This is a genomic window from Shewanella xiamenensis (assembly GCF_014647135.1).
Classification (GTDB): domain Bacteria; phylum Pseudomonadota; class Gammaproteobacteria; order Enterobacterales; family Shewanellaceae; genus Shewanella; species Shewanella xiamenensis.
The window spans coordinates 87,795-100,451 of the sequence record NZ_BMOP01000011.1 but is presented as its reverse complement, the minus strand read 5'-3'; the positions used below and the strand labels follow the sequence as shown (position 1 = coordinate 100,451).

Below are 12,657 nucleotides of genomic sequence, written 5' to 3'. Positions count from 1 at the left end.
CATTGAACAATATAATTAAGTAAGAATAATGACTGAATTTTTCACTTTATTGGGTCACACTTTTGACCAAGCACCATGGCTTTTTATCTGCTTAAGTTTTGTGTTTGCCGCAACTATTGGCAGTTTTTTAAATGTGGTTATCCATCGTTTTCCGGTGATGATGAAGCGCGAATGGCAACAGGAATGTAATCAGTATCTGCAGGAATATCATGCAGATGTAGTCAAACAAGTCGGTTTAGAAAAGCTTAACAAGCCTATAGATAACTATCCTGAAAAATACAATCTAGTGGTACCAGGTTCTGCCTGCCCTAAATGCAAAACCGCCATCCAGCCTTGGCATAATTTACCCATTTTAGGTTGGTTAATGTTGAGGGGAAAATGCGCTGCCTGTCATGCCCCCATTTCCTCACGCTATCCGATTATTGAGCTAATAACAGGGTTACTCGTTGCAACACTCGCCTGGCATTTTGGCCCCAGCGGGCAATTTATATTTGCTGCAATACTCACTTTTGTGTTGATTGCGCTCACCGGAATCGATCTGGATGAAATGCTGCTTCCCGACCAGATGACACTTCCCCTGCTATGGTTAGGACTACTCATTAACCTCAACCATACCTTTACCAACCCAACCGATGCGATTATTGGTGCCGCAGTAGGCTATTTAAGTTTATGGTCGATTTTTTGGCTATTTAAGCTGTTAACCGGTAAAGAAGGCATGGGCTATGGTGACTTTAAGCTGCTTGCCGTATTTGGTGCTTGGCTTGGTTGGCAAATGTTGCCACTGGTGATTTTACTTTCATCCTTAGTGGGTGCCCTCGTAGGCATCACGCTGATCGTGACCAAACGTAATCAACTGGCAAATCCGATTCCCTTTGGTCCTTACATTGCCGCCGCAGGTTGGATCGCCCTAATATGGGGTCAACCTATTGTGGATTGGTATTTAAGTACGTTATAGAACTGGCTTCGGCCTTATAGGTTCTAGATTCTAGATTCTAGATTCTAGATTCTAGGTCCTATAAGCACGTCCTTCATCGCTTTTAAGAGAGTTTTATGTCCAAATTTGTTGTCGGTTTAACGGGCGGGATTGGCAGTGGTAAAACGACCGTGGCGAATCTGTTTGCGGCAGAAGGTGTTTGCCTAGTCGATGCCGATGTCGTTGCCCGAGAAGTCGTCGCACCAGGCACCTACGGATTAAACGCCATTATTGACCATTTTGGGACAGAAATCTTAACGGCTTCGGGCGAGCTTGACCGCGCAAAACTTAGGCAGCGAGTGTTTAGCGATGAACAAGCGCGTCAGTGGTTAAATCAACTGCTGCACCCTATGATCCGCCAAGAAATGCTTTTGCAAGTCAAAAATGCCACCTCAGACTATGTAATTATGGTTGTACCCTTGCTATTTGAGAACGGGTTAGATAGGTTAGTCAATCGGACTTTAGTGGTGGATATTTCGCCAGAATTACAAATAAGCCGTACCGTAAAGCGGGACAATGTCGATGCAACTCAAGTAAATAACATCATTGAGAGCCAGTGTAGCCGCAGTGAAAAACTCGCTAGAGCCGATGACATTATTGATAATCAGGGAGAGATATCAACGCTAAAACAAGAGGTGCAAGCATTGCATCAGCGCTATTTACAATTATCTGGTAATCACAACGCCCATGACTGACTTAGTTTATGAACAGCCTTTAAATGAGAAGATCCGCAGCTACTTGCGGCTCGAATACCTCAACAAGCAGCTCTGTAATAACCTAAATCACGACCACCAGCATAGATGTTTCTACCCTCTGTTTTCCCTGTGCGAGCTCTCGGAGCGCTGCGACTACCGCAATGAGGTCCTCAAAGATATCGAGCGAAATCTACTGCAACTGAGCAAATGGCAAGAACTCGAGCATGTCGATAGCGAACAAATCCGCTTTTATATTCAAGCCTTAACCCAAGCCAGAGAACCATTACAACGTCCCGAACGCTGTGGGAGCCAGCTAAAGCAAGACAGATTCTTATCTGCTCTCAGGCAACGCTTTGGTATGCCAGGTGCCTGCTGTAACTTCGACCTTCCCCAACTGCATTTTTGGCTCGCCAAACCCTGGGAAGAAAGACGACAGGATTATCAAGCTTGGATAAGTCATTTCGATCCCCTACTCACACCCATCACGCTTTTGCTTCAACTGACCCGCAGTACCGCTGATTTCGATAATGCCACCGCTCATGCCGGTTTTTATCAAGGGGATAGCACTCAAGCCCTGTCATTAGTTAGAGTCAAAGTCGATGCTTCCCACGGTTGTTATCCCACGATCAGTGGCCATAAAAATCGTTACGCCATTCATTTTGTACAATTCGATCAACAACGCCACTCTGACCGTAGCATCGAATTCTTACTAGCGACCTGCGCGTGAAGCCTTTACACTAACGCCATTGATAACCGTTATTCGTTATTCGTTATTCGTTATTCGTTATTCGTTATTCAGCAGTAAATCAAGAGATCCCCATTATGCCGTTAACCGTCAACTGCCCAATTTGTAAAACTCCAGTACAATGGAGCCCTCAGTCAGAGTTCAAACCTTTTTGCAGTGAGCGCTGTAAGATGATCGATCTCGGTGATTGGGCATCGGAGAAACACGCCATTCCAGTCAAATCTGAGTTTGATGTCGACGCTTTAGACGAACTTGGTTACGACGAAGAAAGCTTCTTTAAAGAATAAGCCTCATACAACAACTCCGTGTATTTACCAACGACCAGAACCGACGAGTCTCGGATTGTTGTTCATACAGTGATAAGTAGAAATTTATGACAAAACGTATTCATGTTGCCGTGGGCATTATTCTTAATACTGACGGACAAATCCTACTCGCCAAGCGCCCAGAGCATTTACATCAAGGCGGCAAATGGGAATTTCCCGGTGGAAAAGTGGAGCAAAACGAAACCGTTACCCAAGCCTTAATTCGTGAGTTAAAAGAAGAAGTGGCGCTTAACGTCCATTCGAGCGAACCTTTTATGGCGTTAAGCTACGACTACCCAGATAAACAGGTACTACTCGATATTCACACTGTGAGTGACTTTACGGGCGAGGCGCAAGGTCTTGAAGGACAACAAATCGTCTGGGTCGATAAGCACGAGCTCACCCATTACGACTTCCCTGATGCTAATAAACCTATCCTCGCCAAGCTATTAGCACAAAACTAATCACATCTTTTTATGGGTAACAGCCAGATTTACATTAGCGATACGTGATCTGGCTTGCAGCTAATTCATTCACAACTTTTACAAAACGTAAATTAGTGCTTGAATGCAAATTCATTATTCTTCTTCGATTTTGAGGGCATATCATGCACAATAACGTTAAAGCATTACTCGCCACGACCGCGTTATTTTTTAGTTGCCAAGTACTAGCAAATGGCGGCTGTGGCTTTGAAGAGCAAAAACAGGGCTTGATTGCCACCTGCAGCGAGGAGAAACAAGAAGTGATTTTAACCGGTGTAGTTGAAGCGCAACATTTAGTAAAAGATCTCAATGAGTTTGCTGAGGGCTACAAAAGCTACCAAGTCGATACCGACGCCTTAGCACCACTCAAAAAAGTCACAGAACCAACAGAAATCGTCGTGATTATTGGTACTTGGTGCCCAGACTGTCATCGCGAAACGCCACGTTTTATCCGCATTATCGAAGAAGTGGCGAACCCCAATATTAAAGTGACTTATATTGGTGTCGATCGCAGCAAGCAAGACCCTGAAGGACTGGCGGCAAAATACGAATTCAAACGTATTCCTACCTTTATCGTGCAACAACAAGGTAAAGAAATTGGCCGCATTGTTGAACGCCCAACCGTTTCGCTCGAAAAAGATTTAGCCGAGATCTTAAAGTAATCTGTACCCGAATAATAACAAAGGCCGCCAAGAGTAAACTTGGCGGCCTTTGTCTTTTAATAATAGATGTGAGGTTATACCAATCGTATTAAATCGTTTCTTCTAAAATCCGCTGCGCCAGCATCACTAACACACCCTCACGCAATGCTCCACCTGATAGCGCCAACTGCTCAATTCCTAAGAGTTCAAAGAGCGCAAGTAAAATCGCCACCCCTGCGGCAAATGTCGGCGCACGTTCGGCGCTTAAGCCGATAATCCCCTCAAGACTCACATCTTCCTCGGCGAGGATTTCCGCTTTCAGCTGTGTCAGCACAGCCAAAGTGATTATTTCAGACTGCTTACGGTGCATTAGCACTTCGACCACAGATTGCACTGCGCCAGAAGCCCCCACCACACAGTGCCATCCTAAGTCTTTTAGCCTTTGCCTATGTTCACCTAAGACTGCTAGCACTTCCTGTTTAGCATCGTCAAAATCGAGCTCTTGCAACGGCGCGTTGTTGAAGAAACGGCGGTTAAAGGTCACGCTGCCCATAGGCAAGCTAGTCTTAAACTGAACCTGATGACCATCCCCGATAATAAATTCGGTACTTGCTCCACCAATATCAATCACTAAGCGTCGACCTTGGCCACAGGTTGTTGCCACCATACCTTGATAAATCAGCTCAGCTTCACGCATGCCCGAAATAATCTCAATCGGGTGACCGAGAAGTGGAATTGCCCTCTGGTTAAACTCGTCGGCGTTATTGATAGTACGCAGTGTTGCTGTGGCAATCACAGCAACATGATTAGGATGGACTTTATGCAGTGCTAACATTTGGGCAAACATGGCGAGGCAATCTAAACCTCGTTGCATCACTTCCTGTGATAAATAGCCGTCTTCGCCAATCCCTTCGGCTAACCTTACTTTACGTTTGTACTTAGCAATAATATGTGGCTGACCACCTTTTGTTTTAGCGATCAGCATATTAAAACTGTTAGAGCCTAAAGTAATGGCAGCATAAGCGGGTGTTGGCATTTACGGCTGTCTACGCGTCCTGTCATGGCGAGGTGGACGACCACCACTACGATGTGCACCTTGAGTACGACTCACCCCAGAGCGCTCACGTAAATTACGAGCTCCCGCTGGATGTTTACGATGAATCTTAGCTGGCTGTGGAATATCATCCAGTAAGGCATCGCGGTCATAATTACTCACTGGGATTGAGTGATTAATATAAGTCTCAATCGCAGGCAAGTTCAGCGCGTATTCCTCACAGGCAAAACTAACTGATACCCCTTTGTTACCCGCTCGCCCAGTACGACCAATACGGTGGACGTAATCTTCACAATCATCTGGTAAATCATAATTGTAAACATGGGAAACATCGGAGATATGCAGGCCGCGTGCAGCCACGTCAGTCGCAACCAAGATATCTAATTGACCTTGCGTAAATTGCTCTAGGATTCGAATACGTTTCTTCTGTGGCACATCCCCAGTGAGCAAACCCACACGATGACCATCACCCTCAAGCCAAGCCCATAAGTTCTCACAGCTATGCTTAGTGTTTGAAAAAACAATGGCTTTCTCAGGCCAATCTTCTTCAATCAGCGTTAGCAATAAACGCATCTTATCTTCTTGGGAAGGATAGAAAATTTCTTCTTTGATATTCTTTGAGGTTTTTTCTTCGGGGGCAATTTCGACTTTCACCGGATCATTCATATGATCATAAGCCAACTCTTGCACCTTCATTGAAAGCGTCGCTGAAAACAACATGTTCAGGCGCTGATCGGCATTAGGCATGCGTCGGAATAAGAAACGAATATCCTTGATAAAACCGAGGTCGAACATACGATCGGCTTCATCTAACACCACGGCTTGAATCGCATTTAAGCTAATAATGCCCTGACGCACATAATCGATAATCCGTCCGGTTGTACCGATTAAGATGTCAACACCTTGGTCTAGCACTTTACGTTGGACGTCGTAACTCTCACCACCGTAAACAATCCCCACCTTTAAGCGAGTATGTTTCGCGAGTAAAATCGCGTCCTTAGCAATTTGAATGGCTAATTCACGGGTAGGCGCCATGATAATGGCACGCGGTTGATTTAATTGACGTCCTTCAGGAACAGGGGTCGACAATAAATGGTTAAATGTGGCAACCAAAAACGCCATTGTCTTGCCAGTGCCCGTCTGAGCTTGGCCAGCGATATCTTTTGATTGAAGTAATACGGGTAATGATAACGCCTGAATCGGCGTACAAAATTCAAAGCCGTTCTCGGCAAGGGCCTGTTTAACCTCAGGATGCAGAGGTAAGTCGGCAAATTTTTGATTTGATAAATGTGTTTGGCTCATAGCGCAAGCATACCATTTGGGGTTGCAATAAGATACTCGATCGTTTGAAATAGCCACATTGTAAAAGGTAACTTGAAAAGCTATTTTTCAGCCCCAATATACATGGTAAGCCATTAACAAACCAGCAATGGCAACCAAACTGGAGAACATCATGAGCGATAAAATTATATACCTGAGCGACGACAGCTTCGAAAACGACGTATTAAAGGCCGATTTACCAGTATTGGTAGACTTTTGGGCTGAATGGTGTGGTCCATGTAAAATGATCGCGCCAATCCTTGACGACGTTGCCGAAGAGTATGCCGGTCGCGTGACTATCGCTAAATTAAACGTTGACCAGAACAACGTTTCTCCAGCGAAATACGGCGTTCGCGGCATTCCAACATTGCTGTTATTCAAAAACGGTGAGTTGGCAGCGACCAAAGTTGGCGCGCTCTCTAAAACTCAGTTAAAAGAGTTTATCGACGCACAAATCTAATTTGTTGTCGTTATGAGTGACCTCCGGCACAAGCTGAAATTAAATTGTGCCGGAATGCCCCTAAATTTCTGGACGCCCCGCTTTGTTAGTGCTACTTTAATAACCAGATTCTTTCTAACTAAACCACTTCTCGCTCGTCAATCACTATCCTGAATCACAAACTTTACTGATTGATCGCGGTAAGCTTTGTCGCGTAACACAAGATCCCCAACATGAACTTAACTGAATTAAAAGACACGCCGATATCCGACCTAGTTTCGCTAGCCGAAAACATGAAACTCGAAAATATGGCCCGTGCTCGCAAGCAGGACATTATTTTCTCCATCCTTAAAGCCCACGCCAAAAGTGGCGAAGACATTTTCGGTGGCGGCGTATTAGAGATACTCCAAGACGGATTCGGTTTCTTACGAAGTGCAGATGGATCTTACTTAGCTGGCCCTGATGATATTTACGTGTCACCAAGCCAAATTCGCCGTTTCAACATGCGAACGGGTGACACCATTTTTGGTAAGATTCGCCCACCAAAAGAAGGTGAACGTTATTTTGCCCTGTTAAAAGTTAACGAAGTTAACTTTGATAAACCTGAAAACTCTCGCAATAAAATCCTCTTTGAAAACTTAACCCCACTCCACGCAGAAGAACGTATGCGTATGGAGCGTGGTAATGGCTCAACTGAAGACATCACTGCCCGTATTCTGGATTTATGCTCACCTATCGGTAAAGGTCAACGTGGTCTGATCGTTGCGCCACCGAAAGCGGGTAAAACGCTATTACTGCAAAACATTGCACAATCCATTACCTACAACAACCCTGAAGTGGTATTGATGGTTCTGCTGATCGATGAACGCCCAGAAGAAGTAACCGAGATGCAACGCCTCGTTAAAGGTGAAGTTATTGCATCTACCTTCGACGAACCAGCAAGCCGTCACGTACAAGTGGCTGAAATGGTTATTGAAAAGGCTAAGCGTTTAGTCGAACACAAAAAAGACGTGGTGATTCTGCTCGACTCTATCACCCGTTTAGCGCGTGCTTACAACACTGTAATCCCTTCATCAGGCAAAGTGTTAACCGGTGGTGTGGACGCCAACGCACTGCACCGTCCAAAACGCTTCTTCGGTGCAGCACGTAACATCGAACACGGCGGCAGCTTAACCATTATCGCTACTGCGTTAGTCGATACCGGTTCTAAGATGGACGAAGTGATTTACGAAGAGTTTAAAGGTACTGGTAACCAAGAGCTGCATCTGTCACGCAAAGCCGCTGAAAAACGCGTCTTCCCTGCGATTGACTTTAACCGCAGTGGTACTCGTCGTGAAGAGAAGCTGACAAATCCAGACGAACTGCAAAAAATGTGGATCCTGCGTAAGATCCTCAATCCAATGGATGAAGTCAGTGCAATGGAATTCCTCATTGATAAGCTGGCGATGACTAAGACTAACGAAGAATTCTTCACCGCGATGAAACGCGCAAAGTCTTAAGCCATATAAGATTGCATGAATAATAAGGCCGCTCACTGAGCGGCCTTTTTTTACGTTTTACACATGGTGATGGATTGCAAAGCCGCGGGTGCGGCTCACTCGATTCAACTGACTTAATCAAGCACAGGCAAATAACTGAGTACTAACTGATCTCGGCTTAGTTGCCCATCAATTATCTCACCTACTGTACCGTTGTTTAACTTGATGGCAAGCGTGGCCTCGCCGACCTGCGCCTTAAAGGTTTCCATTTCTTTAATTCGGTTGATCAGCGCCAATGCTAAAGTGTTTTCTGCGGTCGCAGCATACACACGGCCATTTACTGTCACTTCCGCTTGTGTGGCTAATGCAGGGCCGGCTAGATGAATACCGACGTATTCACGCCATACTCTGGCTTTTTGCTCGCCTTGATAATCACTGTCAACCGATGCAAGTACCACTTGACGTAATATCATCTGCAGTAAATTGCTCTTACCTTTTGGCTGGCCGTTAACAGTATCAAATTGGAAGTAACGTGAAACTGAACGATCGTAATTAGGTAATGGCTCAATACTTTGTTGGGCAAAATCAGTGTAATAAGGCAGATAGCTATCGAGCTTACCACTCACGCCACAGCTTTCGGTAAAGAGCGGTGCATTACCACGAGTCAGCCCAGGGCCTTCACCCATGGTCATCTTACACAACATGTCTTGGAATACAGGACCCACATTTGGTAAATCAACCAATGCTTTATAACCACGACTCGAAGTACTACGTGGGGTGGTACGTGATACTAAGGCTCGCACGGCTAACAATTTATCAGGCCATACACCTAACACGTCGCGCTCATTCACATACGGATGGTTAGGTGAGGATGCAGGCGTTTTAATACCATTGAGTAAGCGGCCCGAAAAGCTAACATCAGCCGTTAATAAATCCTGAAATTGAGGATTTATTTGCGATTTAATGATCAACTCTTTCAAGGCTTCTGGGGAATCAGAGAACTGACTGATCACCTCACCCGGCTCAAATTGCGCCTTCATATCGCCGCTTTTAAAACGATATTGCTCAAGTACCTTAGCAAAATTGTACTGCTGTCTTAACGCTACGCTGCCATCAGCTTGCTTGTATGTGACGTCCAATGTGGCGTCGTTTTCTCCCACTAGCTTAAGGAAGAAATCGGCCGACTGATTCATCGCCCGCTGATTCGCACAATACCAAGCCTCGCTACCTGCCGCAGCCAGTCGGTCGCACTCACCAGCAAAAAAGTTTTCTGATAGACCAAATAATTGCTCTAAAAAGCTCACATCTTCAATGAATTGACGTATCTCATCAAACTGAACTTTACGATTGATGGTGTAACTTAGACTATGATCCTCAAACAAAGATTGACGATTATGGCGTAGGTTCATGGTCTCGTAGCTATCAAAATACTTATCGATATAGAACTGGTTAATATCATCTAAGTTTTTACCCGCATCACCACGATTACAGTTGCTGTTAAGGGACACATGTTCATCTGTGCAATAAGAATACTGACGTAGGCTATTGTTTTGCTCAATATTGTAAAGCGCGCCAAATCGGGTATCCCCGTTAACAATGCCTTTGGCAAGTTCGTCGCGACGCTTAGCATCTTCCGCTTTGAGCGATACAAATTCGTTAGCCTTTGTTTCCACTTCGCGGGCATAGCCAAAACGTAACGCCGCTAAGTCATAGGGTTCAAACGTGGTTGCAAACCGATTCACGTTGTAGTCCATTTGGCTCGAAAACTCGGCATTAACAGTAATATCTGGGTAACCTGCATCGCTAAAGGCGGCTTTTAACTCCGTCAGTTGTGCTTGGTTAAAGGTATTGTCGTGGTCGCGACTCCCAGCAAAGTTATGTCTTAAGCCAAAGGTATGCCCTAATTCATGGGTCAAGGTGCCGGCAAATGCTTGTGCAGCAAGGGCTGTAGTTAATGAGTCTTGTAAACTTATTGGCAAATCTTCAAATGCCGCTAATTTACCGCCCACTTTGCCATCAACCCACATTTCGGCTTTTTTCCAATCAATTTCATGACCTTTGATACCGCGAGGTAATTCACGATTACTACCACCTGTAGCAAACACGGTATCCACATGCATCATTGAATTTTCAGACCAAAACGCTTGTGTTTTTTCATCAAAATCCGCCAAAGCATCGAGACTATTATCCTTAGGCGTTAATAACATTGATTTGGGTGCTGCAATAAGCTGCTGAGTCGGTTGTTCAAATGCAGCCGCCTCCACTGGCACAGCATCAACGCTGACATCTGGCTTGTTCAAATTCGACACATAAGGCTCGCCCGTTAACGATGTGACTGAATTCGCGTCCAATTTGCCTCTGTTATAATCTAAACGCACTTGGCGATAGTAACGTACTGCGCCTTGTTTTAGATTCGAGCTGTATTGATTGACTCGCGCACTCACAATTTCGCCTGTAAGCGGGTTTGCCGCGGATGGGCCATAACCCGCCAAACCATTATCCAGCGGTTCATCAAATAAAGTGATGTTGCTATAGCGCAGGTCGCCATGGCGTTTATCGTGGGCTTGCTCAAGTTTTATCTGTGGAAAACCCGTTTTATACAACTTGTTTTGAATATTAATTGCCGTCACGGACTCAATAGCAGCATCCAAAAAGGGCTTATTTTTCGCGTCGTAGAAATTATTACTCAGGTAATAAGTCAGTTCCGATTTGGCCGGATTGAAGCGATTCATGTAAGTACGCACATACCCGTCAACGCCCTCTGAATCAGTCGCATCACGGTAAGTATGGGAAGAGGTAAAGAAACCAAATGCGCCCTTTTCATTTTCGGCATAGGGAATCGCTTGATAGTCTTTACTGGCTAACTGATCCACCGCCACAATCGAAATAAACTCAGTGGTCGTAAAGGATAGATTGTCGAGGTTGCCACCGTAAAATTGGTTAAAGCAACTTGGTGAAGCCTGATAGGTATGCTCAATTTCAAAGTTAACCACGCCCTTAGCTAAATCCATCTCATAGCCTTTTTGGCCTTGAGTATTCACTAGACGTGGGGCCTCTGTTTCAGTCACACATTCACCAAAGGTAAATATGTCATTAATGCCCAACTCGGCAATTTTAGCTTTGGCAAAATCGGGGACAAAGTAGCGCTTATCCTGCCATGTTAAATTAGCATCGGTGTTAACTTGCTCTACGTTAATACACTCACGCCATTTATCTTCGGTACATTTAAAGTCGATATATTCACCAGGAATGGTTAACACTGGCGCTTGGTTATATTCATTAGGATAACGGCTGTCATGGCCTAATCCGATATTATCTCGGTCAATTTGACGTACTTGGATACCATTCTCTGTTTTATGCAAGGTTACCAACTTAGGATCACCTTGGGTAAAACCTCGCACCTCGGCGGCATAACGCGGAGCCTTACCCACGCTGCGAATGTAGAGATATTGCCGCTCAGTGGCTTTATCGATGTCGGCAGTGGTGACTTGCTTTTCATCTTTGGGGAGTTCTTTATAAGGCTCATCACCGGCACCACACCCCACAAGGGTCAGTGCGCTGGTTATCGCCAGACATACCATGGACTTCTTCATAGATTCCTCTTAACTACTGTTTTTATAGATATTTAGTAACTGACAAATAAAAGGTTGAACTCTTTTTGTCATAAATCTCAAATCCCTGAGATGTCCCCACTTCTGGGTTATAGAAACGACCACTATTGTTATGACCAACAGCCAACACCCAGTCAGGCTTAAACGACCAACCGAGTTCTTGGGCAAAGGTAAATTGATCATCGAGTCGACGACCGTAATAGTTTTTGGAGACTCGATAACGACCACTCACATCCAAATACCAATTAGCCGTAATTTGCCAATAAGCATCGAGTAATCCATCGAGTTGCTGTTCAACTAACACGCGCTCACCAGCGGTTTTGTATTGGTAAGCGTTGTAGCGATAGCGCGGTGAAAAATAAAAACTTAGGTTATCTAGCGGGCTCCAAAATAAGTACGCAGCAATACGCGGTGCATATTGCAACCTATCCAATTTCGATTCGCGCTCTGCGGGCAGATACACACCTAAACTGCCTTTGAATGAGACGGTATCGCTTAAGGCATACAGTGGTGTGCGGTATTCCAGCAAAGGGTCATAAAAACTGGACTCTTTGCCATGCAATGTTTGCTTTTCGCCCCCAAGGGTAAACAGCACATTGCCCCAATTTGCCTTGTAATCGATCCGGCTATCGATGTTATAGGCTTGATAGGCGTAATAACTATCCGAGTCATAAATGTTTCGGGTAAACCCAACATTAACGTAGCCAGACCATTTTGCAGCTTGTGCATCCGTGGCTAACTCAAATTCATTGACAGCCAATACTTGGCCGACAAATGAAAAACTCGCCAGCATCACCTGCAAGCAGAAAAACATAGACCATTTATTTCGTCGACGAGAAATCGACGAATAATATTGATTATTCGTTGGTTGCATAATAAAACCTTGATTTATATTTTGATGAAAATATTGATAG

12 protein-coding genes are annotated in these 12,657 nt (G+C 44.8%); 8 read left to right on the top strand and 4 right to left on the bottom strand.

All coding sequences use genetic code 11. The features are described 5' to 3' along the window. Nucleotides 1-28 precede the first annotated feature (28 nt). The 6 genes from IEY09_RS11585 to IEY09_RS11560 all read left to right on the top strand — a co-directional run bounded on the left by IEY09_RS11585 (nt 29) and on the right by IEY09_RS11560 (nt 3,862). The gene (locus IEY09_RS11585; protein WP_188871156.1) at nt 29-955 is read left to right on the top strand and encodes a prepilin peptidase; all 927 of its coding nucleotides are present in this window, start codon (nt 29-31) and stop codon (nt 953-955) included. Between the two features lie 95 nt (nt 956-1,050). Continuing rightward, nucleotides 1,051-1,668, top strand: a complete 618-nt coding sequence (coaE, locus tag IEY09_RS11580; RefSeq protein WP_047534370.1) for a dephospho-CoA kinase — start codon at nt 1,051-1,053, stop codon at nt 1,666-1,668. After that, complete coding sequence (zapD, locus tag IEY09_RS11575; RefSeq protein WP_037413632.1) at nt 1,661-2,395, top strand: cell division protein ZapD; 735 nt, start codon at nt 1,661-1,663, stop codon at nt 2,393-2,395. Before coaE ends, zapD begins: the two co-directional genes overlap by 8 nt. Nucleotides 2,396-2,490: 95 nt before the next feature. After that, a complete protein-coding gene (gene yacG / locus IEY09_RS11570) occupies nt 2,491-2,700 on the top strand; it encodes a DNA gyrase inhibitor YacG (RefSeq protein WP_037413634.1) in 210 nt (69 codons plus the stop codon). Nucleotides 2,701-2,786: 86 nt separating this feature from the next. Further along, nucleotides 2,787-3,182, top strand: a complete 396-nt coding sequence (gene mutT / locus IEY09_RS11565; RefSeq protein WP_037413635.1) for an 8-oxo-dGTP diphosphatase MutT — start codon at nt 2,787-2,789, stop codon at nt 3,180-3,182. 143 nt (nt 3,183-3,325) lie between these two features. Next, on the top strand, nt 3,326-3,862 hold the full coding sequence (locus tag IEY09_RS11560) for a thioredoxin family protein (protein WP_011070769.1): 537 nt from the start codon (nt 3,326-3,328) through the stop codon (nt 3,860-3,862). An 88-nt stretch (nt 3,863-3,950) separates the two neighbouring features. On the opposite strand, the gene IEY09_RS11555 is transcribed toward IEY09_RS11560, so the two are convergent. After that, entirely contained in the window at nt 3,951-4,877 is a 927-nt protein-coding gene (locus IEY09_RS11555) for a Ppx/GppA phosphatase family protein (protein WP_037426367.1), read from the bottom strand. After that, the gene (gene rhlB / locus IEY09_RS11550; protein ID WP_037413639.1) at nt 4,878-6,197 is read right to left on the bottom strand and encodes an ATP-dependent RNA helicase RhlB; all 1,320 of its coding nucleotides are present in this window, start codon (nt 6,195-6,197) and stop codon (nt 4,878-4,880) included. A 151-nt stretch (nt 6,198-6,348) separates the two neighbouring features. Here rhlB and trxA point away from each other — a divergent pair, with 151 nt between their 5' ends. Together trxA and rho are read left to right on the top strand one after the other, a co-directional pair. Continuing rightward, nucleotides 6,349-6,675 (top strand): thioredoxin TrxA, encoded by a 327-nt coding sequence (gene trxA / locus IEY09_RS11545; protein WP_011070766.1) that lies wholly within the window; start codon nt 6,349-6,351, stop codon nt 6,673-6,675. Nucleotides 6,676-6,887: 212 nt separating this feature from the next. Beyond that, nucleotides 6,888-8,153 (top strand): transcription termination factor Rho, encoded by a 1,266-nt coding sequence (gene rho / locus IEY09_RS11540; RefSeq protein ID WP_037413641.1) that lies wholly within the window; start codon nt 6,888-6,890, stop codon nt 8,151-8,153. Nucleotides 8,154-8,266: 113 nt separating this feature from the next. Here rho and IEY09_RS11535 read toward each other — a convergent pair whose 3' ends face one another. Continuing rightward, a complete protein-coding gene (locus tag IEY09_RS11535; protein ID WP_037413642.1) occupies nt 8,267-11,725 on the bottom strand; it encodes a zinc-dependent metalloprotease in 3,459 nt (1,152 codons plus the stop codon). Nucleotides 11,726-11,747: 22 nt separating this feature from the next. Further along, nucleotides 11,748-12,617, bottom strand: a complete 870-nt coding sequence (locus IEY09_RS11530) for a hypothetical protein (RefSeq protein WP_037413643.1) — start codon at nt 12,615-12,617, stop codon at nt 11,748-11,750. Between the last annotated feature and the right edge of the window lie 40 nt (nt 12,618-12,657).

Excerpts from the sequence above, each read along its gene's own strand:
- IEY09_RS11585 (WP_188871156.1), top strand. The coding sequence starts at position 29 with ATGACTGAATTTTTCACTTTATTGGGTCACACTTTTGACCAAGCACCA.
- IEY09_RS11535 (WP_037413642.1), bottom strand. The coding sequence starts at position 11,725 with ATGAAGAAGTCCATGGTATGTCTGGCGATAACCAGCGCACTGACCCTT.
- IEY09_RS11530 (WP_037413643.1), bottom strand. The coding sequence starts at position 12,617 with ATGCAACCAACGAATAATCAATATTATTCGTCGATTTCTCGTCGACGA.
- trxA (WP_011070766.1), top strand. The coding sequence starts at position 6,349 with ATGAGCGATAAAATTATATACCTGAGCGACGACAGCTTCGAAAACGAC.
- coaE (WP_047534370.1), top strand. The coding sequence starts at position 1,051 with ATGTCCAAATTTGTTGTCGGTTTAACGGGCGGGATTGGCAGTGGTAAA.
- rho (WP_037413641.1), top strand. The coding sequence starts at position 6,888 with ATGAACTTAACTGAATTAAAAGACACGCCGATATCCGACCTAGTTTCG.
- zapD (WP_037413632.1), top strand. The coding sequence starts at position 1,661 with ATGACTGACTTAGTTTATGAACAGCCTTTAAATGAGAAGATCCGCAGC.
- IEY09_RS11555 (WP_037426367.1), bottom strand. The coding sequence starts at position 4,877 with ATGCCAACACCCGCTTATGCTGCCATTACTTTAGGCTCTAACAGTTTT.
- mutT (WP_037413635.1), top strand. The coding sequence starts at position 2,787 with ATGACAAAACGTATTCATGTTGCCGTGGGCATTATTCTTAATACTGAC.
- IEY09_RS11560 (WP_011070769.1), top strand. The coding sequence starts at position 3,326 with ATGCACAATAACGTTAAAGCATTACTCGCCACGACCGCGTTATTTTTT.
- yacG (WP_037413634.1), top strand. The coding sequence starts at position 2,491 with ATGCCGTTAACCGTCAACTGCCCAATTTGTAAAACTCCAGTACAATGG.
- rhlB (WP_037413639.1), bottom strand. The coding sequence starts at position 6,197 with ATGAGCCAAACACATTTATCAAATCAAAAATTTGCCGACTTACCTCTG.